The 20,904-nt window shown below is 67.3% G+C and carries 23 protein-coding genes; 8 read left to right on the top strand and 15 right to left on the bottom strand.

Annotation, left to right across the window (positions count from 1 at the left end; translation table 11 throughout):
- Window positions 1–64: 64 nt before the first annotated feature.
- Window positions 65–1,711 (bottom strand): ABC-F family ATP-binding cassette domain-containing protein, encoded by a 1,647-nt coding sequence (locus tag IPN47_14860; GenBank protein MBK9409295.1) that lies wholly within the window; start codon window positions 1,709–1,711, stop codon window positions 65–67.
- A 198-nt stretch (window positions 1,712–1,909) separates the two neighbouring features.
- Window positions 1,910–2,839: an alpha/beta hydrolase gene (locus IPN47_14855; GenBank protein ID MBK9409294.1), complete on the bottom strand. Its 930-nt coding sequence runs from the start codon at window positions 2,837–2,839 to the stop codon at window positions 1,910–1,912.
- Between the two features lie 206 nt (window positions 2,840–3,045).
- Between IPN47_14855 and IPN47_14850 the strand changes: the two genes are divergently transcribed.
- The 3 genes from IPN47_14850 to IPN47_14840 are packed head-to-tail and all read left to right on the top strand — an operon-like array spanning window position 3,046 to window position 3,871.
- Entirely contained in the window at window positions 3,046–3,387 is a 342-nt protein-coding gene (locus tag IPN47_14850) for a helix-turn-helix transcriptional regulator (protein MBK9409293.1), read from the top strand.
- Window positions 3,384–3,719, top strand: coding sequence for an SRPBCC domain-containing protein (locus IPN47_14845; GenBank protein ID MBK9409292.1), 336 nt, complete (start codon window positions 3,384–3,386; stop codon window positions 3,717–3,719). Before IPN47_14850 ends, IPN47_14845 begins: the two co-directional genes overlap by 4 nt.
- Before the next feature lie 2 nt (window positions 3,720–3,721).
- Complete coding sequence (locus IPN47_14840; GenBank protein MBK9409291.1) at window positions 3,722–3,871, top strand: hypothetical protein; 150 nt, start codon at window positions 3,722–3,724, stop codon at window positions 3,869–3,871.
- Between the two features lie 49 nt (window positions 3,872–3,920).
- On the opposite strand, the gene IPN47_14835 is transcribed toward IPN47_14840, so the two are convergent.
- A complete protein-coding gene (locus IPN47_14835) occupies window positions 3,921–4,550 on the bottom strand; it encodes a dihydrofolate reductase family protein (GenBank protein MBK9409290.1) in 630 nt (209 codons plus the stop codon).
- 478 nt (window positions 4,551–5,028) lie between these two features.
- Here IPN47_14835 and IPN47_14830 point away from each other — a divergent pair, with 478 nt between their 5' ends.
- From IPN47_14830 to IPN47_14820, 3 genes are read left to right on the top strand one after another with little or no spacing between them, the layout of a single operon-like run.
- A complete protein-coding gene (locus IPN47_14830; GenBank protein ID MBK9409289.1) occupies window positions 5,029–5,448 on the top strand; it encodes a hypothetical protein in 420 nt (139 codons plus the stop codon).
- A gap of 5 nt (window positions 5,449–5,453) precedes the next feature.
- Entirely contained in the window at window positions 5,454–6,281 is an 828-nt protein-coding gene (locus IPN47_14825; GenBank protein ID MBK9409288.1) for a hypothetical protein, read from the top strand.
- Entirely contained in the window at window positions 6,250–6,741 is a 492-nt protein-coding gene (locus IPN47_14820; GenBank protein ID MBK9409287.1) for a hypothetical protein, read from the top strand. Before IPN47_14825 ends, IPN47_14820 begins: the two co-directional genes overlap by 32 nt.
- On the opposite strand, the gene IPN47_14815 is transcribed toward IPN47_14820, so the two are convergent.
- The 5 genes from IPN47_14815 to IPN47_14795 all read right to left on the bottom strand — a co-directional run bounded on the left by IPN47_14815 (window position 6,738) and on the right by IPN47_14795 (window position 9,897).
- Window positions 6,738–7,274, bottom strand: a complete 537-nt coding sequence (locus IPN47_14815) for a dihydrofolate reductase family protein (protein ID MBK9409286.1) — start codon at window positions 7,272–7,274, stop codon at window positions 6,738–6,740. The genes IPN47_14820 and IPN47_14815 overlap by 4 nt on opposite strands.
- 125 nt (window positions 7,275–7,399) lie before the next feature.
- The gene (locus tag IPN47_14810) at window positions 7,400–7,774 is read right to left on the bottom strand and encodes a hypothetical protein (GenBank protein MBK9409285.1); all 375 of its coding nucleotides are present in this window, start codon (window positions 7,772–7,774) and stop codon (window positions 7,400–7,402) included.
- A gap of 203 nt (window positions 7,775–7,977) precedes the next feature.
- Window positions 7,978–8,523 carry a beta-lactamase family protein gene (locus IPN47_14805; protein ID MBK9409284.1) on the bottom strand — a complete coding sequence of 182 codons (546 nt, stop codon included), beginning with the start codon at window positions 8,521–8,523 and terminating at the stop codon, window positions 7,978–7,980.
- A gap of 184 nt (window positions 8,524–8,707) precedes the next feature.
- Complete coding sequence (locus tag IPN47_14800) at window positions 8,708–9,076, bottom strand: hypothetical protein (GenBank protein ID MBK9409283.1); 369 nt, start codon at window positions 9,074–9,076, stop codon at window positions 8,708–8,710.
- A gap of 485 nt (window positions 9,077–9,561) precedes the next feature.
- Window positions 9,562–9,897, bottom strand: a complete 336-nt coding sequence (locus IPN47_14795) for a hypothetical protein (protein MBK9409282.1) — start codon at window positions 9,895–9,897, stop codon at window positions 9,562–9,564.
- A gap of 277 nt (window positions 9,898–10,174) precedes the next feature.
- Here IPN47_14795 and IPN47_14790 point away from each other — a divergent pair, with 277 nt between their 5' ends.
- Window positions 10,175–11,710 carry a serine hydrolase gene (locus tag IPN47_14790; protein MBK9409281.1) on the top strand — a complete coding sequence of 512 codons (1,536 nt, stop codon included), beginning with the start codon at window positions 10,175–10,177 and terminating at the stop codon, window positions 11,708–11,710.
- Between the two features lie 563 nt (window positions 11,711–12,273).
- Here IPN47_14790 and IPN47_14785 read toward each other — a convergent pair.
- From IPN47_14785 to IPN47_14760, 6 genes are all read right to left on the bottom strand, one after another.
- Window positions 12,274–12,735, bottom strand: a complete 462-nt coding sequence (locus tag IPN47_14785) for a VOC family protein (GenBank protein MBK9409280.1) — start codon at window positions 12,733–12,735, stop codon at window positions 12,274–12,276.
- A 77-nt stretch (window positions 12,736–12,812) separates the two neighbouring features.
- Entirely contained in the window at window positions 12,813–13,685 is an 873-nt protein-coding gene (locus IPN47_14780; protein MBK9409279.1) for a CPBP family intramembrane metalloprotease, read from the bottom strand.
- A gap of 70 nt (window positions 13,686–13,755) precedes the next feature.
- On the bottom strand, window positions 13,756–13,965 hold the full coding sequence (locus IPN47_14775) for a hypothetical protein (protein MBK9409278.1): 210 nt from the start codon (window positions 13,963–13,965) through the stop codon (window positions 13,756–13,758).
- Window positions 13,966–14,150: 185 nt separating this feature from the next.
- Window positions 14,151–14,327, bottom strand: coding sequence for a hypothetical protein (locus IPN47_14770; protein ID MBK9409277.1), 177 nt, complete (start codon window positions 14,325–14,327; stop codon window positions 14,151–14,153).
- 353 nt (window positions 14,328–14,680) lie between these two features.
- Window positions 14,681–15,511 (bottom strand): methyltransferase domain-containing protein, encoded by an 831-nt coding sequence (locus IPN47_14765; GenBank protein ID MBK9409276.1) that lies wholly within the window; start codon window positions 15,509–15,511, stop codon window positions 14,681–14,683.
- Window positions 15,512–15,800: 289 nt separating this feature from the next.
- Entirely contained in the window at window positions 15,801–16,517 is a 717-nt protein-coding gene (locus IPN47_14760) for a hypothetical protein (protein MBK9409275.1), read from the bottom strand.
- A gap of 739 nt (window positions 16,518–17,256) precedes the next feature.
- Between IPN47_14760 and IPN47_14755 the strand changes: the two genes are divergently transcribed.
- Window positions 17,257–18,729, top strand: a complete 1,473-nt coding sequence (locus IPN47_14755) for a beta-lactamase family protein (GenBank protein ID MBK9409274.1) — start codon at window positions 17,257–17,259, stop codon at window positions 18,727–18,729.
- Window positions 18,730–18,951: 222 nt separating this feature from the next.
- On the opposite strand, the gene IPN47_14750 is transcribed toward IPN47_14755, so the two are convergent.
- The gene (locus IPN47_14750) at window positions 18,952–20,898 is read right to left on the bottom strand and encodes a CocE/NonD family hydrolase (GenBank protein MBK9409273.1); all 1,947 of its coding nucleotides are present in this window, start codon (window positions 20,896–20,898) and stop codon (window positions 18,952–18,954) included.
- Window positions 20,899–20,904 lie beyond the last annotated feature (6 nt).

Below are 20,904 nucleotides of genomic sequence, written 5' to 3'. Positions count from 1 at the left end.
AGGGGGGCGTGCCGGAGGCGACCGCTTCCTGTCCCCCCCGGAACACGCGGGTCGCCGCCCCGCCCTATCGTTCTGATGCGCCCGCCGGTCGCTTGCTCCGTTGTGCGCGACGTGCGCGATCCTCCTCCCATTCGACGAAGGGGCCATCGAAGTCGATCAGGCGCGCCCCGTCGAACGCCCACACGCGCGTCGCCACCTCGCGCAGGAAGGCGCGGTCGTGGCTCACCAGCAGCACCGTCCCCTCGTACTCGTCCAGCGCGTCTTCGAGCACCTCGATGTTCTCGACGTCGAGATGGTTGGTCGGCTCGTCGAGGACCAGGAGATTGGCCCCCTTGAGCGTCATGAGCGCGAGCGCCATGCGCGCCCGCTCGCCCCCGCTCAGCGAGCCGATCTCGCGGAACACCTCATCGCCACTGAAGCCGAACGCGCCGAGGTGGTTTTGCACCTGACCGCGATTCCAGAGGGGGCGATGGTCGTTGATCGCGTCCGAGAGCGACTTGCGGAGCGGGAGGTCGGCGAGATCCTGCCTGAACCACGCCGCCGTGATCGAGCTGCCGACGCGAGCCTCGCCGTTGGCCGGCGCGCGATCGCCGAGCAGGGTGGAGATGAACGAGGACTTGCCGGCGCCATTCGGGCCGATGAGCGCGACGAAGTCGTTCCGACGCAGCACGGCGGTGAAGTCCTCCACGAGGACGCGCCCCGGGACCTCCACGCGGAGATCCTTGATCGCCACGACCTGGTCGCCGCCGCGTTCCGCCGGCTCGAAGTGGAGGGTCATTGCAGCTGGATCGCCCGGTGGCGGCGCCAGGCGCGGCAGGCGCTCGAGCCGCTTGCGCTTCCCCTTCGCCTGGAAGGAGTTGACCCCGGCGAGATTTCGCCGAATGTACTCCTCCTCCTTCTTCACGTACGCGCGCTGCTTCTCCATCTCGCGCTCGCGCGTGAGGCGGCGCTCGGCACGCTGCGGGACAAAGGCGCTGTAGTTCCCCTTGTACGACTCGCTCGTGCGCGCCTCCACGTGCAGGATGTTCGTGCAGATGGCGTCGAGGAAGGCACGATCGTGCGAGACGACGATGACCGTCTCGTCGGCCTCCTTGAGCCAGTCCTGCAGCCAGGTCGTGGTATCGAGGTCGAGGTGGTTGGTGGGTTCGTCCAGGAGCAGGAGGTCGGCGGGGGCAATGAGCTGTGCCGCGAGTCCCACGCGTCCGCGCTCACCACCCGAGAGCGACGAGACGAGCCGCGTCTTCGATTCCTCGGCGTCGAATCCCAACCCCTGGAGCACGGCGTCGACGCGGGCGTGGTAGATGTAGCCGCCAAGGTCGGCGAATCGCTCCTGATCGTGCCCGAACCGTTCGAGGATCTCGTCGGTGATGCGATCGCCCAGTTCGCCCAGCTGCATCGCCTGCTCGGCGATGCTGTGTTCGAGGGCGATGACCTCGCGCCACGCGGCGGCCCCTGCCTCCCACACCGTGGTCGCTCCCTCGAAGGCTCGGTGCTGGTCGAGGAGGGCATGCCTGAGTCCGGGCTTGCGCGCGACGCTCCCGACCGTGGGCTGCAGGTCACCGGTGATGACCTTGAAGATCGACGTCTTCCCGGCGCCGTTGCGGCCGATGATTCCCCACCGCTCGCCGTCGGCGACGGTGAAGGTGACGTTCTTGAAGAGTTCCGTCGCACCGAAGGAGATGCCGACGTTGGAGCAGGAGAGGAGGGTCACGCGGAAATGGACGAAGTCGAGGGAGAGGCGTCGGCGAAAGACGCGAGCCCCACGATCCCGACAGCACCTGGTCCAGCCCGTCCTCGGAAGCCCGCCACACTGCCCGCGACGTAGGCGAGCGCCCGGACCCTGCTGCTCGACTCGCTTCGAAAGCCCCGTCGTCGCCGCGAACGTGCGCGCGCGGCACGAGCGACTCGCTCACTTGCCGTAGAGTGTCCGGAGCCCTCGCACCACCGCCGTCCCCACCACGTCCACGTGGCCCATGCCGGGGTGGAACTCCGTCACGACCTTGAGCCCCGGATACTTGCGCCCGGCGAGTACGCCGGCCAAGTGGGCCGTCCCACTCACGATGCGCCCGACGCCTTCGAGATCGGCGTCACCCGTTTCGAGCACGCCGGCCGACAAGTAGATCCCGACCGCGAGATCCTTGTGGTCCTTGGCGTACCGGGCCTCCTGACGAAAGATCTCGCCGTCGCCGTACGCCATGGCGGGACTCGAGATCACGTACTTCTTGAACGGCGAATTCGGCTGGAAGATGGCCCACGAGGCGAAGAAGCCGCCGGCCGACACGCCGAACAGGCCCAGTTGATCGGGGTCGATCGGATACTTCGCCTTCACCAGCGGAATCAGCTCCGACACGATGACGTTCAGGAACTTCGGCGCGCCACCGGTGCACTTTGCCGGCTCCGTCTTCATCTGTGCGCACAGCCCGCCGACTAACTGGCCGAAGACGTCCTTCATGTCCCAGTCGGGCGGCGAAAACTCGTAGATCCGGCGCTGGGTCCAGAGCGCTTCGCTTTCATCGGCCCCCGTCCCGATGCTGATCACGAACGGGCTCTCGATCACACCCGCCAGGCTCCGGGCGGCGGTGTTGACCGCCGGAAAGGCCCAGTCGCCGTCGGTCGAGATCAACGCCTGATACTTCTTGCCGTCGCCCGCCTTGTAGCCCGGGGGGAGTCCGACACTCACCGAGAACCGGACCCCCATCGACGGCGACTGGAAGGTGAAGGCCTCGACCTGCTGCAGCGGAACGGGACGAGGCTCGAGTCGTTGCGCGTCGACGGGCGCCGCGGAGAGGGCCGATAGGCACGCCGACGCTGCGGCGAAGGTAGCGGTCGCGATTCGCATGATGGGGCCGGGTAGAGGTTGACGGAAGGTACACGAGTCGGGGGCATGCGGCGGCGGCCGCCACCGCCTTCGATCGCCCCGGTTGATCGGAACGACGCGTTCGGCGATTCCGAGATTTCCTATACTTAGGTATTTACCAAAGTGATTTCGGGTTGTACTATCCCTCCGGCAGTTCGGATCACCCGCGCATCGCGACGGAGTTGGACATGGTGCAATTCGCAGCCGCTGACGAAGTCTTTCACGCCTTGTCCAACCCGACTCGGCGACAGGTCCTGGAGCGACTGTCTGTCGGACCCGCCACCGTCAGCGAACTGGCGGCGCCGTTCGACATGCAGCTCCCCTCGTTCGTGCAGCACCTCTCCGTGCTCGAACAGAGCCGACTGGTCAAGTCGAAGAAGCACGGGCGTGTGCGGACGTATGAGCTCGCACCCGAACGGTTCAAGGTCGTGGAAGACTGGCTGCGCGCGCGTCGGCAGGAGTGGGAATCTCGACTGGACCGGTTCGATCGCTACGTCAAACAACTCAAGGAGAAGGAATCCGGATCATGAGCACGCACTTCGCCTTCAATCCGAAGCTCGACTTCGCCATCGAACGGTTCATCGACGCACCCCCGCGGCTCGTCTGGGAAGCGTTGACGAAACCGGAACACCTCATGGAGTGGTACATGCCCAAGCCGTGGGGGCGTGTGGCGCGAACCGAGATGGATGTGTTGCCGGGGGGCATCTTCAGCATCGACATCGCCGTGGGAGACGGTCCGGAGATTCCGAACCTCGGTTGTTTCCTCGACGTCGTCCCGATGCAGCGACTGGTTTGGACTTCCATGCTGTTCCCGGGTATCGCCCGGCGGTCTTCGACGACATTCCGATCACGGCCATCGTGACGATGGAGTCGGTTGGGACCGGCACACGCTACGTGTTCACGGCGCTGCATCGGAGTGAAGCGGACCTCGAGACGAACAAGACGTCGGGCTTCTACCAGGGGACCGAGATCGCCGTCGATCAGTTCGTGGCGCACGTGCTCGCGATGAAGTAGTGCCGGGTGGGTGGCAGGGCGCGCCCTGCCACCGATAGTTAGGCCATCATCACGCACGCACATAGCGCAAGTGCGTGGCGGCCGGGCCATCGAGCACCCGGTCAATGCGAAACTGCGGCCCGGGGTCGCGCAGGTTCTCGAAGAGACGCCGCCCACCGCCGAACAACACGGGGGCCAAGGCGATCTCCAACTCGTCGACGGCACCCAGGTTCAGGTACTGCTGGATCACATCTGCTCCACCCGCGAGACGGACGTCACGACTGCCGGCGGCTTCCCGAGCCAGCTCGAGTGCCCGCTCTGGCCCGTAGTTGATGAAGTAGAAGGTCGTCCCGCCTGGGCGTACCCAGGGTTCGCGCTGCTCATGCGTGAGGACGTAGACCGGGGTATGAAACGGAGCGTTCTCTGGCCACACGCGTTCGCCCTGGTCGAACATGCGCTTGCCCATGATGTTCGCCCCGATGCGCTCCGTGGTGTGACGAACCAGGTCATTGACCGGGCCGGTCTCTCCCCCGGTTCCGAGCTGGAGGTTCTCGCGGAAGTACTGTTGGTTGAGGATCCACGCCATCATCGCCCCCCACTTGGCCCCCCAGTTCTTGTACTCGAAGTTCTCCATGGTCATGCCGTCCGGTGCCATGTAGCCATCGAGGCTCAACCCGATGTTGACGAATACGCGACTCATGCGGCGCCCCTCTCCTGTGCGGGTGACGGCCTAACGTAGCCATCGGAGGGTCCGAGTGGCGCTCGTGATGTGGCGTCGGGTGGCGAGGCCGGGCATCGAGTGTGGGCTGGCGGTGAATCTGTGCGTCGCCTTCCCCTGCGTCGAGTCCGTTGTGCCCGCGACGGGCACATCCACACCAACGGGCCTGCGCCCACTCGGCGGCGCCGCGCCCACAGCTAGGCCCGGGCAGTGTTGACAACCTGCGGGAGGAAGGTGAGGGAGAAGAGGACGGCCCTACTCGAGCTCGGCGGTCCGGAGGCAACACGCGACGGCGCGGCGAGGATCGCGACGTTGCACCCGCGGGCTCTCCGTGCCCGGTGGGCGCGGCCTATACTCGAAGCACGCCGATCGAGCGGCTGCGGCACCACCGATCGCCGCGGGGCGCAACGCATGATCGGCCTCCGCGACATTCGCACGTAATTGCCGAACCTCTATGCCGGTGACTGGAACGAAGCTCCGCTTCATCGCGCCGTTCATGCTGCTGGCGGGCGCCGCGCGGTTCACACCGGCGGTGGCACAGCCCACCGCCTACAGTGTCACGCCGCCTGCAGGTTGGGTGAGCGCCGCGCAGGACGGTGCCACGCTCTTCGCGCCACCGGGCGTCGCGCCGGGGAGTGTGTACATCCTCCTCCTGCCGGTGCAGCCGCAGGGACCGGACTTCACGGCACAATTCACCGCAAACCGCCAGCAGCTGGAAGCATCGCTCGCCCTCTCCCTGGTGCGCGCGTACCCGCTCAAGCGCGGCACTGGCTCGGCGGGTGAATTCGCCGCCTGGTTCGCCACGTACACGACCAGCCAGGGGACGCGGCACTTCTCCTATCTGGCGCGCGCCGAGCGTGGCGCGCCTGCGGAACCATGATATTCATGGCCGATTCCGATGCAGGCTATCAGCGCTTCGCCGAACGGGCCACACAGATGTTCAACGGGATGCGCCTAACGCCAGACGCGGCCCGCCTTGCGGCGGCCGCGCCGCCCCCGGCGCCGGCCACGTCCCCCACGCCGGCGGCGCCGCCAGGGCCCGCAGGCCCTGCGCCCGTGGCGGCCGGGGCCGGGGCGGGACGTGTCCCAGCCGATGCGCTGGCCGGGCGCGCACTGGACCTGCGCCGCGAGCCCAGCGTGGAGCAGCTGCAAGGCATCTGGGTGTTCGACACCATCAAGCGCGACTTCCGCGTCTCCTTCGGCACGCAGACCATGGCATCGGGGCGCACCTACGAGACCATGACCACCTCCATGACTACCATGGACGGAGGCGGCGGCACTTACCTGCGCGTGGAACCGGACGGCCACTATCGCTACTTCTACGGCTTTCGCGACCAGCAATGCAGCCGCACGATCAGCCACGATGGTACGCTCACGCTGCAGGGCCGCCTGCTCGTGATGCAGCCGCAGCGCGCGCACGAGGCCACGCATCGCCTCACGTCCAGCGCCCCCAGGAGCTGCGTGGAGCGGGAGGGTGCGGGCTCGCTGGCGCCGCTCCGCTACAAGGTGGACCTGACCGAGTTGCAGTCCGTGTACGGCCTGCCCACCTACCACCTGGCGCTCACCAACGCCGACGTGTCGGAGACCATCAAGAGCTTCGAGCGCCTGCAGGCGGCCGTTGCCAGAAGCCGCCGACATGTTGCCCAACAGCACGCCACCCACGCAGCCACCGCCACCACGCATGCTGGGGACCTGGCTGGTGGCGTCGCATGATGCGCCGCTGGACGCGGCCGGCTTCCTGTCGCCGCAGACGCACTACGACGACCGGCGCTACCGGGCCGGGCTGCGCATCCTGGACGGCGGGCGCTATGAACTGGTGGTGCGCCGTCCTGACGTGCTGAGCGCGCCGGTGTGCACGCGTGACCTGCTGCTCGTGGAGCAAGGTGTGGTGCGGGTGACCACCTCGCCCTACAACCCCAACGGTGGCAACCTGGTGTTGCAGCCCACGTCGTCGAGCCTGACCGACCGCATCCTGCAGTGCGGTTCCGAGAGCGTGCAGCGTACGGCTGACCTGTCGCTCGCGCCGCGCCACCTGCATTGGCAGATGAGCGGCAGCCAGGGCGAGCAGCTCAACCTGTTGTGCGGCGACTGGGCGGATCGTCGGGCGGCCTGGCGCTTCCTCTCGTGCCCGCAGGACGCCGGCCAGGTCTACAGCGGCTACACTCGGCGTTAAGACCCGACAGGTGCGTAGCTCAACCTGATCACCCCATCGTCCATCCGATCGCTCGCGATCAGGCGAAGTCGCGGCCGGGGTCCGGCGAAGTATGGCGCGCCGTGCCCCAGCACGACGGGATGCAGGTAGATGCGATACTCATCGATGAGGCCAAGAGTGGTTAGGCAGTGCGCCAGGACAGGGCCGGCCACTTCGATCTCCCCGTCGCGCTCGGCCTTCAGCGCGCGGATCGCGCCCTCGAGATTGGCGTCGAGCAGGGTGGCGTTGGGGCCGACCTCGGTCAACGTGCGCGAGGCGACCCACTTTGGCTGCTTCCGCCACGCCGCCGCGAAGGCGCGTTCATCTGCACCCCATTCAGGATGGTCGTCGTCCCAGTAGCGCATGATCTCGTACATACGGCGGCCGTACACACTGCCTGCCTGCCCCTGAGCCTCCTCGACGAAGTGGCGAAACAGCGCTGGGCTTGGCGCGAACGCCATGTGGTCGACATACCCGTCCAGCGATTGGTTCATTCCGAACACGAGCTTCGCCATGCCGTCCTCCTTTGGATGTGAATCCTGCGGCCCTTCGCGAGGTGAGTCACCCGTGCGACCTACGGGAGGCGATGCGCCCTCGCGGCGCACGGCCGACATTCGGCGCCGTCCGCGACCACCGGTCGTTAGGTGCCGCCCGTGATTCGCTTGCCCCGCGTACGCCAGGCTGACGCGAAGGCGAGCAGCACGATGCCACACGCCCCCCAACCAATCAGAGGCATCACTCGCCGAATCTCGGAGGGGATGGTGAGTACGTCAGGCAGGCCGGTTTGCCAGAACACCCACTCCGCGCCGAGCTGCGACGCGAGTGCCTTGCTGCCGGTCGCCAGGACGATGATCGCGTCCTCCGTGTCGGGGTTGATCCGGACGGTTGCACTGATCGCTGGCTCATTGGCTCCGTCATGGCCGAAGATGACGCCGCCATTCTTCGTCGGCGCGTACAGCACGGTGCCCAACCCCCAGAGGTCGGCGCCCATCGATCGTGCCTCGGCGATGCGCATCGACTCGAGCGTCGTCCTGGCGAGTGGGCTCCCCTCGACCGTTCGCAGCTGCGCCAGGACCAAACTGACCATGTCGCTGGCAGACGTAGTGAACCCCGTCGCTGCCCGTGACGCGTACTGGTAGATCGGTGCTGGCCGGCCGTCGGCGTAGTATGACTTGGCCGAGTTGGTCGTTGCAGAAAGGTCGGCGTATCCCGAGCGCGTCATGCCGAGGGGTGGAGCACCTCGCGAGTGACGAAGGTGTCGAACCGCTCTCCCGAGAGTTCTTCCACCAGCAGCTCGAGCAGCAAGTAGCCACCGCCCGAGTACCGAAACTGAGAGCCTGGCTGGATCCCCACGGCGATGGGCGAGGAAGGGCGGCCGCTGGATGCCCGAGGCGCGGCCAGCGCCTCCTCCAATGTTGGAAGGGCCTCGTCTCGTCGATAGTCCCCGAAGCCAAGGCCATCGGTCAGCCCGGCCGTGTGACTGAGAAGTCGCCGCGCGGTGACTTCACGCGAATCGAACGCGGTTGATGGAAGGTGCCATCGCGTGAGGTAGCCCTCAACCGGTCGATCGAGGTCCAGCTTGCCTTGCTCCACCAGCTTCATGGCGGCATGTGCCGTGATCCACTTGCTCAATGACGCGGTGGCGAAGACGCTATTTCGGTCGATGGAGTCGCGACTCGCGGAATAGAACTCAGCGCCGATGGCGCCTCTCCTGATAAGGATGACGGCAGTGTTGGCGCGATTCCCCGCGTTGATGATGGGGATGGCGGCTTGCTGAAGGCGCGGGGATCATCCGTGGGCGTAAGCGGCCGCCGCCACCAGCCAAAGAGTGCGCCACCGAGAATCCCGGCGGCCCACAAGATGACCAGCAGCACGGTCACGCCGGCGCGTTTCACCATGGGGATCCTTGATCCTCCAGCATCTGTTGCGGCCTCATCACGCGAGCACCCTAACGACGCACGCCCCACACGACCACGCGTTCGACGTCATCGGCATCGAACGCGACACCGGCCACATAGTCGCGCCCGAACTCGAACGGCGCAAACCGCCGCGGGAGCGTCACCTCGGCCCGCCACGTACCGTCCGGTGCGAACACGCTCCACGTCTGCGGCGTGGTGGGGGCGAGGGGCGCCCCGGGACCCGGCAGGCCGAAGCCGGGATCAAAGGGACCGACCCACAACTCACCATCGGGCCCGAGCGCGAGACGACTGAAGGCGGGAGCGGTGCTCGCGAATGGGAACGCCTGCACCGCCGTCGTCATCTGCTGGCGTACGGCCGGCGGGGCGTCCCGGTTGGCGTCGAGGTACGCCTGACGCACCAGCGCGCGTTCCTCCTCGCGAATCGCGCGCGGCGCGATGTCGCGGCTGATGCGGACGCGCGCACGCCCCTGGGCCCGTGGCAGGTGAGCACCAGCCGATCAGAGTATCCGGCGCACGCGCTGGAGTCGGACGCGCGACCACGCCTTCTGCCTCGAGCAGCTGGCGGGCGAAAGCCGTGATCGGGCTTGCCGGTATCCGGGCATCGTGACAAGGGGAGCAGCGAGTCGCCCGCGGCGTCGGCGACCGTGAGCGTGTAGAAGATGATCTGGCGCTCACGCTCGGCCATCGGCGCGCCATCCGTGACGAGTACGTAGGACGTCGCGCCCCGCGCCAAGACCGATGCGTTGCGGGGTGCACTCCCGGCGCGGCGCGCCGGCGCGCTACGAAACCAAGCGGCCGGATGGCTCGAAGATTGGCCGCGAGTCCCCGTCGACGCCGACCAGCGTGTCGCCCCGCCGCAGCAGTCAGGTGATCCGGGCGAAACTCACCGGGCCGCTTCCCGCCCGTCCCAACGCACGCACGAACCGCCCATCGCGTGAGAACACGCGGATCCGTTGCTGGCGCCGTTCGCGACGGCGACGCCGCCATCCGCGAGACGCACCACACCACGCACCGCTGCAAACTCGCTCGCGGGGTCGTCGGTCACGCCGAGTTCAAGAAGGGGCTGTGCGCTCAGGCTCCAGGTCGCGCGCGGCTTCGCGCTCCGGGAATAGGTGGCGAGGCGCACACCGGCGCTGTCATGCGTGGCTTGTGCAAGGCCGACGGGGGACCAGGCGGCCAGCGCGAAGAGCGTCACGGCGAGTAGCAGACGCAGGGACATGAGCAATCGTGTGGACGTGCGACCGAAGGCCGGGTTGAGTTGCGGCCGAACGTTGGCACGATGCGATCTCGAGAGGTAGTCTCAATGGCGCCCGCGATGCGACAGGACTCGACCCCTTACGGACACGACCGCATGACGCACGGACGACGCTCACCCGGCTTTCCCCTCTCGTGGTTTGCGATTCTCGCGTTCACCCTCGTCGCGCCGTGGACCACGTCGGCGGACGCCCAGACGCGCCGCCACGAAGAACCCGCTGACCGGATTCGACCAGTACGTCATGGCGGCGATGAAGCAGTGGAAGGTGCCGGGGCTCGCGATTGCGGCTGTCCGGGGCGACTCGGTGATCATGCTCAAGGGCTACGGCGTCCGCACGGTCGGCGGGACCGACTCGGTGAACGCCCAGACGATGTTCGCGATCGGCTCCTCCTCGAAGGCCTTTACCGCCGCGACGCTCGAGATGCTCGCCGACGAGGGGAGAATCCGCTTCGACAATCGCGTGACCGAGTACCTCCCGTGGTTCGAGATGTACGACCCGTGGGTCACCCGCGAGATCACGGTGCGCGATCTCCTGCTGCATCGCAGCGGGATGAGCCGCGGCGACAACATCTGGTATGCCACCACGAACAGCCGGGAGGACATCGTCCGGTCGATCCGACGACTCGCGCCGACCACCAGCTTTCGCTCGCACTTCCAGTACCAGAACCTGATGTACATCACCGCCGGTGAAGTGGCGCACGCGGTGACGGGACAGAGCTGGGACGACCTGATCAAGTCCCGGATCTTCGCTCCCCTCCGCATGACGTCGTCCAACACGTCGGTGCGGGAGCTGGCAGGCAATCCGAACGTCGCCACCCCACACGCGGAACTCGGCGGTGTGGTCACGGCGATCCCGTATCGGAACATCGACAACGCGGGGGCAGCCGGGTCGATCAACTCCAACGCTGCCGACATGGCACAGTGGCTCCGCTTGTGGATCAACAACGGCTCCTTCGAGGGGAAGCGATTGCTGAGCGACGCGATGGTGCGCGAGGCGACGGCCCCGCAGTTCACCGTCGATGATCCAGACATGATCGCCCGCCTGATGTCGCCCCGCTTTCTGGGTTACGGCTTCGGGTGGTTTGTCGAGGACTTCCGCGGCCAGCGCTGGGTGAACCACGGCGGCAACATCGACGGGATGGCGGCCATGGTCGGATTCCTCCCCGAAAGCAGGATCGGGATGGTCATCCTCACCAACATGAACCAGTCCGACGTCACCCTCCCGTTGATGGCCAACGCCTTCGATCGGCTCCTGGGGATATCCCCAGCCAAGGACTACAACGCCGAGTACTACGCGGCCGAGCAGGCCGACCAGGCGCGGCGTCGGGCCGCCGCGAAGCCTCCGGTCAAGGTCGAGGGGACCAAGCCGTCGCTTCCGCTCGAGGCATACGCCGGGACCTACACGGACAGCTTCATGGGAACGGCCACCGTACGGTTGGACGGCGGGAAGCTCTTCATCAAGTACGACAAGAGCGCGATCGTCGGTGAGCTCCGAGCATTTCCACTTCGACTCATTTGTCGCGACGATGAACGATGCGATCATGGGGAAGATGCCGGTGACCTTCAAGATCGGCACCAGCGGCAAGGTCGTCGCCATGCAGTTCCCGCTGGCCTCTGCCGACTGGGTCAAGCGGTAGGGTCGTGCTGCTGCGGGAAGCGCGCGGGCGAGGTATCCGCTTCCCCCGCGATGACCGCAGCCGCGCCGGGAGATCTCCTCGATGACCGGCGCGAGGAAGATCGCAATGCCGATCAAACCGGAATCGCGGGACACCGGTAACCTGCGCCTTCTCAGAATGCTGGGAGGCGGGACGATGCTATGTCGACCGTCCCGCTGCCCGCAGCACTCCCCGTTAGGCAGCGTGGCGGCGGCTGCCGGCCCACCAGAGGAGAAGGAAGAGCGCAAGCCAGACACCAGTCCGCAAGAACATCGCGCACGCTGTCGAGCGCGACCACACCGCCCACACGGTAGAGATACAGGACACGAGCCAGTACGAGCGCGTTGAGACCGACGATCAGCAGCGAAGCAATCCGGCCAGCGATCGCGCGACGCCACGCGAGCATCCCAGCAGCCACGTAGCCGAGTCCCATGCACGTGTTGAAGAGCAGGAGCGGTCGATACACCAGGTGGCCCGGTCGCGTCCAGCGAGCACGCTGACTCCCGCTCCGAGCGTCGTGAGGCCAAACACGAGGGCGACGACAGCCGACAGTCGTTGAACTCGAATCCGCCCCTGATTCACGTCCGTCATCGTGGTTTCCATGTTGGTCAGCCCCGCGTCGGCACGATCCCCGCCGATCGTTCGAAATGCCGGCACCTCGTTCTCCGGACAGGTGGGACGACTGCTACGCCTCGTTGTATGCCCGCTCGAGCGCCGCCACGTCGAGCTTCACCATCGTCATCATGGCGTCCATCACGGCCTTGACCTTGCCGGGATCCTCGTCGCGGATGAGCTCCATGAATCGCCGCGGGACGATCTGCCAGGAGAGGCCGAAGGGATCCTTGATCCAGCCGCACGCCGTCGGCGTCGCGCCGGCCATGACGAGCTTGTCCCAGTACGCGTCGACTTCGGCCTGATCTTCGCAGTCAACGTACAGCGAGAAGCCTTCGGAGAACGCGAAGTACGGACCTCCGTTGTAGCCCATGAAGACTTGACCGCCAACAACGAACTCGGCAGAGACGATCGGCCCATCCGTGCCGGTGCGGGCGACGTTCCGCACTTCAGAGTCAGGAAAGGTGGCGGTGTAGAACGCGATCGCCGCGTCGAGCTGATCGTTGAACATCAGAAACGGCGTGACTTTGGTCATGCGAGGCGCTCCTTCCTTGCGGGAGATTGTGGCTGAGGCAAGGGTCATCGTGGGGAACCAATCCGCCCCCTGCCTGTTCAGGCGAGTACTTCACGGATCGTAAGGACGGTCACGATGCCATTGGCAAGCCAGTGGGTCCAGATGGCCACCGTCAGCGAGTTCGTCCTCTGGGCGTGGCTGCCGATCGCGGCCTGGAGGAGCGCGACCAGCAGGAACTCACCTGGCTGCCAGAAATGCTGCGCCGCGAAGAGGATCGCGAGTGCGACCGGCTGAAGCGCGACGCGGGCGGGGATCCGTCGCATGAGGTAACCCTTCCAGTAGAGCTCCTCGACGTACGGGCTGGCGATGACATCGATCAGGAAGTTGAACGACAGGGCGACCATCACGGCTGTGCGCCCGTAGGTTGCCACCGTCGTGGCATCGGTGTCGGCGCTGAGCCACCCTGGTACTACGTGCGCGAGGCGCGCACTGATCGCGCTTGCCACCGGATCGAGGAGCGCTGCCAGACCGGCGGCGACGAGGATGAACCCGACGATCGGGATCACGGCCGCGCGGAAGGGGAGGCGTGCCGTGAGGGCGACGGCGCGGCGCGGATCCCACGTGCTGGACAGGCGTTGCGCCTGCCGGGCGAGCACCGCGACCTCGCCGAGCGTCACGAGTCCGATCGCGCACGTGTACGCCACCACCGGCGGCCATCGGAGCGACTCGATCGCCGGGTGGAGCACACCGACCAGCGCGACCGTGGCGACGCCGGGGAGGAAGTTCAGCGCCAGCACGGCCGGCCACCCGAGTCGCCGCGGCGATTCGGTGGTACCTGCCGGTGCACGCTCGGGGCTACGGTCTGTAGCTCGCTGCTGCATGAGGTAGTGGTTGAACGAACCGGCGTTCGCCGCGAGTGAATTGTTGTGTTGGAGCCCGACGCGCCAGCGCTGCCCCAGCGCGCTCAACACATGCGCGCGCCGCCCGCTTCCGACACTGCGCTGTCTGAAGCGGCGCAGGGTGGGCGGTGGTCCGCGCGAGTCATCGCGGGATCCGGCCAAAATACACCGAATCGAGCACGCGCAGATACTCCGTCATCGGCGGGAGGCCCATCGTGGCGCGACGTGCATCCACCTGCGCCGAGTCGCGGATCGGCTTCAGGGCGATCTGCCCGTCGCGGAGGTCCGCCCGCGTGACGTACTCCTGCGGGAGTCCCCGAGCGCTGGCGAGTCGATCGGTCAGCAGTGCCACTTCTTGGCCCCTGAGCCGATGCGCTGCCGTGCTGGAGCCGCATCGCCAGGTGCCGCCTGATCGGCGGCCAGGCGCTCTCGCAGCGCCGCCTGCAGCGCGACGATAATTCTCTCCGCGCCCTCGCGCGGTGACTCCCGTGTGGTACACGCCAGGAGCAGCGACCGATCGTGCCCCGTCTTGCGCGCCTAACGCGGGGACTCCGCCCGGCGGGTACGCATGGCGACGGCCGTCCCGGCGAAATTCCGGGCCTGACAGTAGTGCTCCACGCTCGCCCACCGCACGGCGTCGAGCGTGAATCCGTCGGGCGAGACGTGCGACAGCCCACCGGAATCGACGGACTTGGCGGAGAACAGGATCGGCATAGCCCCTCGGCGCCTCGCGCGTATGGCAGACGTTCTTCCGCGTGGTGACGTGGACAGGCGGCTCCCCCCAATGCGCCGTCTGCGCCCCGCGGAGAATAGCGCCGACGGCGCCGTCACGGAGCGTGGTCGAGGACGACAGCGCAACGCGCGGCTGCCGGTGGCGGCACATGCGCTGACGATGGTGGAGCGGGAGCAGAGGGCAGGTCTGCACCGACCTTTCGGGTCGCGCGTGCGCGCAGCGGCCCGGTGAAGCGCAACGTACTGTTAGGCCACATCTCGCCAGAGCGTCTCGACCAGAGCCTGCTCGCACGTCCGTGGTGAACGTGCCGAAGCACCGAGAGTCAATCTGGGTGTTAGGCCACTGGACGCCGGATGACGGCGATGAGGTGCGTGCCAAGGTCCAGGCAGCCCGCTTGCGCACCAGCCTCGACCTCCATGCCGAGAAGTTCCTCCCACCTCGCCGCGTCAGCCCGAATCGTGTCCAACGATGCGCCCCAGCCGGATGACAGGCTATTGGATGCGGAGAGCGCCAGTAGCTCGCAGCCCGCCGCTTCGAGGAGCACCCGGAACTCGTGTGCCCGGTACAAGTGACACTGATGTCGCGTGCCGTCATCGGCACCTAGGCGCAGTTCCCCGGTCGCGATGATGCGCGCGTTCTCCATCGCATCCGTGGCCAAGACACCGGGCAGCTTCTCATGAATCGATCCCCACAGGCACATCACGCTCAGAAAGAGATAGCCCCCAGGTGCGGTCACTCGACGCAACTCGTCGAGCGCCTCCTGCCGCCGTTCGAACACGTAACTGAGCGGGCCGCCATAGCACACGACGGCGTCGAACGCTTCATCGGGGAACGCAGACAGGTCGCAGATGTCCGCCATCACCCAGTCGGTTACCGCGTGCGCAAACGCATGCTCCGCCGCGTGCTGCTTGTTCAGGGACAACTGCACCGGCGAAAGATCCGCGACCGTGACCGACGCGCCCAGCGTCGCGAGCACTTGAGTGAATCGACCGGCGCCGGCACCGATGTCCAACACCCGCATACCTGGCGTGACATAGCGACGGAGGTAGTGGGAATGCACGTGGAGTTTCACCTCCGCCGTCGGTGTCTCGACGAGACGGGTCCATTCTCGCGCGCCGAGCGCGTCAAAGTACCGAGCGACCGAAGCCGGATTGTAGGACGTCATGAGGAAATCACGTCGACCATGGGCGATGAAGGGTACCGAAAGGCACGAGCGAGTAGGCTACGTCTGGGCGTACGCGATGGAAGGTACGGAGCTCGCCCGCACGCGGGGCCACTCTAGCCGACTCTCTCCTTGGCACGCAGGACCGTGCACGTGTACTGCCGTGCAGGGAACTCGTGATGCGGCCCGACCGCTCGCGTTCTGCTGCAGGGCCCTGCAACACGTAGTGGCCAGTGCGCGCCGCGAACACGGTTTTCATCTCTGAAGGCCATGTCAGCCCCGCCGTCCATCCTCACGGCTTCTCGCGCGTAGACGGGGCGTGGACCGCGGGATGCGAGAGCAGATGCACCGCGTGCGCGGCCAGTGCCGTCATTTGGCGATCGCGCTCCCGGGCCCACCGTGGCGCGCGCACAACGTTGGTGAGGAAGGCGGCGAGGGCGATGCCGCCGAACATGCCAAGTACCGCGAGGGCCTTCTCCGGCTTGCCGGCCGCGGCCACCACGCCGCTCATCAGCAGCGACAGGCCGCCGACGCCCGTCCCGATACCGTTGAGCAGCTCCGCGGCCTCACTACGACTATGGAGTCGCAGCCGTTCGCCGTCTGCGGTTGGCTCGATGGACAGATGCAGATTGCCGTGCGACCACGTGCGGAGCCCGCCCTCGATCGTTGCCTGGCCCTGCACCGCGAACGTGGTCCGGCACTGTGCCACCAACTGCTCCCACTCGCGATCGGTGGGCGCCCGCGGCAGATCCACCACGCGCGCGATCCCGATCGGGAGCCCAAAGGCGCGCTGCACCGGCAAGGGCCTTCCGCGGGCGGCGAGCGCCGCGGCCGCGGCGGCGACGCGCTCGGGCTCGATACCTGCCTCCTGCCCGATGCGCTGGAGCTCCGCCAGACGCAGTCCGCCCGGGTCGACGGGCAACGAGGGATCGCGCCGCTCGCCCTCGGTCGCGAGACGGAAGATCTCTCGCACCTCATCGTCCCCGTATCGTCGTGTCGTCATGGTCATCAATTCTACGGTGGCCCCCATCCGCGCGCTGCCGGGGCGGGGCCCAGCGATGGCGGACGACCTGCGTCGCCACGGCCAGTGCGGCCGCTTCCTGACCACGCTACTCGTTGTTCGGCGCGCCTGATGCTTGCGATCGGTCATCGTGGCGTTGGGTGCCACGAGTTACGTGCGCCTCGGGAGCACGAGAGTCGATGGGTTCGGCTGGTCGCGGAGCTTCGGCCAGCAGCACCGGTGTCGGTGGCAGATCGGGTGCCCGCCCTGCCATTGCGCGCGCTTCACCAATCCGATAGCCGCCACCACCGCCGACGTACCGATCACCAGCTGCAGCGCACCGAAGAGTAGCGAGCCCGGTTCCGTGTCGCGCAACTCACTCAGCGCCTGACGAAAGGCACTCGTGCTCAGAAGCAGGAGCGCGGCTGCGAATGCGACTCGGCTGCGCAGGTGGCTGCGGCTACCCGAGTGTGGCGCACCGCGCGACGTCCCACCCGCGCGGCCCTACTCGGGTGGTGCGTAGTCACCTCGATCGGTGGAGTAGTCGACCATCTCCTTCACGATTCGCCACTGGTCCGCTCAGGTTGCCACGGTCCAGGTGCTCGTGCGCGCCCCGTACTCATGTGAATGGCGAGGGCAAATGCGCGCTGCGTCTCCGCGTGCCTCGGTCAGCCGCCCTCGCCCTCCTTGCGCCCGCGGCCGTAACCGGGAGCTTAGGGCGACCAGGCCCACCCTCCACGAGTCCCCCATGCCGCATTGCCGTCGCGCGCGCAGCGCCGCCGTCGCCGCCTCCCTCGCGCTCACCATCGCCACCTCGGGCGCGCGCGCGCAGGCGCCGTCCATCGCCCAGCACCCGCGCGTCCAGGAAGCGCTCGCCGCCTACGAGAAGTGGCTCGACGCCCAGCGCGCGTGGAAGCGGATCCCGGGGGCGTCGGCGGCGCTGGTCGTCGACCAGGACGTCCTCTGGCAGGGGGGGAGCGGCTACATGGACGTCGAGCGGCGGATCCCGGCGACCGCCAGCACCGCGTACAGCATCTGCTCCATCTCCAAGCTCTTCACGAGCATCGCCACGTTGCAGCTGCGCGATGCCGGGAAGCTGCGCCTCGACGACCCGGTGTCCAAGCACCTGCCGTGGTTCACGCCGAGGTCTCGTTATGCGGACGAGGGGGCGATCACCGTCGAGGGACTCCTCACGCACGCCTCAGGGCTGCAACGCGAGCTCGCCGACACGCTCTGGCTCGAGCCGGGCATGATGTTCCCCACCTTCGACGAGGTCATGCGGGGGGTAAAGGACCGCGAGGTCGCGTATCGCCCTGAGCGCTACTTCCAGTACTCCAACCTGGGCTTCACCCTGCTCGGCGCCGTGGTCTCGGCGGCGTCGGGCGAGCCGTGGAGCACCTATGTCACCACGCACATCAACGCCCCGCTCGGCCTAACGAGCACGTCTGTGGAGTATCCGACGGCGGAGCGCGGCAAGACGCTGGCGATCGGCTACAGTGCGTCGGAGCGCGATGGGAGCCGTCACCCCATGCCACCCTACCAGACGAAGGCGATGGCGGCGGCGGCCGGCTACGCGTCGACCCCGCTCGACCTCGCGAAGTTCGCGGCGTGGCAGTTCCGCGTCCTCGCTGGCACCGGCGGGAGCCCCATCCTGTCCAAGTCCACGCTGCGCGAGATGCAGCGCGTGCACTTCACCGATCCCTCGTGGGAAACCACGTGGGGGCTCGGCTTCGAGGTCTGGCGCAAGGGAGACAAGACCTTCGTCGGGCACGGCGGGAGCTGCCCCGGCTACCGCACGCAGCTCACGCTGCAGCCCGAGGACAAGATCGCCTCGATCGTGATGACCAACGCCGGCGACGCAGACGCGATGGCGCTCGCGCAGCAGGGTCATGAATTCCTGGGCCCCGCCCTCAAGGAGGCGCTCGCCGACTCGTCGCGGTCACTCAAGGCGGCCGATCCCTCCCTCGATCCGTATGTCGGGACGTACTGGAGCTTCGGCGGCGAGATGGAGGTGATCCGCTGGAAGGGTGCGCTCGCGACCATGTACGTGCCCAGCGATGAACCGGTGAAGTCGATCACCCGGTGGAAGAAGGTCGGCGAGGACACCTTCCAGGAGATCCGGAAGGACGGCGAGGATGGCGAGATCATGCGCTTCGATCGTGGGCGCGACGGGAAGGTGTTCCGCGCGAGGACAAACTACATGATGCGGCGCATCAAGTAGCGAAGCCTCGCGACGGGCCAGCCTGGCCCGCCGAGTGGCCGCGTGCAGCTGTCCGCGTCGTCCCCCGCGGCATGGGCTCGACGGGCGATCGCTCCCGCGCAACGGAGAATCGCACCAACACGCCCCGTTCGCATGAGGTGATCAGGAGCGCGAGGGGGCACCCAGGCGACGGGAGCACCCTTGGCGGTTCGTGCGCACCCGTCACGTCATGCCATGCGGCCGTTACCGCAGCACCCCCAGCGTGATCCGCGACTCCTTTCCCGGCGCACGGTGGATCCGCATCCACGCTGGGCGATAGTCCGACGCCGTGGCGCGATAGATGTCGACGAACGTCTGTGGGTTGCGATCGACGAGCGGGAACCAGCTGCTTTGCACCTGCACCATCACCCGGTGTCCGGCCTTGAAGGTGTGCAGCACGTCGGGGAGCTCGAACTCGACCTTCTCGACCTGGTTGGGGACCATCGCCACCCCCTTCTCGAATCCCTTGCGGAAGCGAGCCGGCATCACCTCGCCGCGCAGCAGCTGCTGGTAGCCACCCAGCACGACCTGCGTCGGGTTTGGCGTCGGGTCGGGAGTGTTGTGGGGATAGACGTCGATGACCTTCACGATGAAGTCGGCGTCGGTCCCCGTGGTCGAGGCGTAGAGCGTCGCCGTGATCGGGCCGGCGATCGTCAGGTCGTGCTCGAGGGGCGGCGTCTGGTAGACCAGCACGTCGGGGCGCGTGGAGGCGAAGCGCTGGTCCTCCACCATGTACTGGTGCTCAGTGCCGGGGCGCCGCGTCGTGACCTTGTCGAGGTACGGCACCGGCTTGTTGGGGTCACTGTAGTACTGGTCAAAGCCGCTCAGGCCATTCCGCTGCCCGGCGCTGAGCGTCCCCTGCGCCGAGAGGTAGAGCGACTCGCGGGCAACGCCCGCTGGAGGCCACTGGTCGAACGCGCGCCACCGGTTGCTCCCGGTCTCGAAGACCTGCGCCTCGGCGTAGCGCCCGTCGCCCGTTCCCTTGAGGTAGTGCTCGAAGAAGGGGAGCAGGATCTCGCGGCTGTAGTACTCCGATGTCTTCGCCCCCCAGCGTTGCTCACCCAGCTGTGCGCCGTCGTCGAACCACCACTGCCCGTGGTACCAGGGCCCCATCACGATGGCGTTGGAGAGCCCGGGGTTCTGCTTCTCGAACGCGCGGTAGGTGTGCACCGCCCCCCACACGTTCTCTGCGTCGAACCACGAGCCGACGGTGAGGATCGCCGGCTTCACCTGTGTGAGGTGGGGGAGCGGGGTGCGCGCCTTCCAGAACGCGTCGTACGTGGGATGCGCGAACATCTCGGTCCAGAAGGGATTGCGATTCGCCATCTTCGCCGCGCTGATGTCGGCGAGCGGCCCGGCCTCGAGGAAGAAGCGATAGCCATCGGGAGTGCCGTAGACGTATGGCTTCGCGCGCGCCCGGGTCGGCACTGGGCGCGGGAGCCCGAAGGTCGAGAGGAAGGAGAAGGCGTCGCCGAGGAAGAAGGCGCCATTGTGGTGGAAGTCGTCGCCGAGGAACCAGTCGCTGACCGGCGCCTGCGGTGAGACCGCCTTGAGCGCGGGGTGTCCCGACAGCGCCGCCATGGTCGCGTAGAAGCCGAGATACGAGATCCCCCACACGCCGACGTTGCCGTTGTTGCCGGCGACGTGCTTCACCATCCAGTCGATCGTGTCGTAGGTGTCGCTCGCCTCGTCGAACTCGTTCCCCTGCTTCCTGGGGTTGTACGGGCGGACGTTGACGAAGTCGCCCTCGGACTGGTAGGTGCCGCGCACGTCCTGGAGGGCGAAGATGTATCCCGCCTTTTCGAAGTCGACGGACGGGCCGATGCTGATCAGGTACGTGTCGGAGCCGTACGGTGTGCGCATGAGCAGGATCGGGAGCGGCCCCTTGGCGTCCTTCGGCGTGTAGAGCGTGGTGAAGAGGCGCACCCCGTCGCGCATCGGGATCATGACGTCCGTGCGATCGTAGGTCGCCTTGACGCGCGCCGGCTCGTCCATCTGCGCGCGGGCCGTGCCGGGGGCGACCGCGACGGTCAGCAGGAGGGCGAAGAGGGCGACCGCCAGATGCAATGCACGGGCGGTCACGGCGCCGAGGCGATGGGAGGGGGCGCGTCGCGGGAGGGACCAGGACTCGAACTGGGGCAGGTGCAACATGGGGCG

Source organism: Gemmatimonadota bacterium (assembly GCA_016719105.1).
In the GTDB taxonomy this organism is placed as follows: domain Bacteria; phylum Gemmatimonadota; class Gemmatimonadetes; order Gemmatimonadales; family Gemmatimonadaceae; genus SCN-70-22.
Note: the sequence above shows the minus strand (reverse complement) of the source record. Positions and strands in the feature narration are given on the sequence as shown.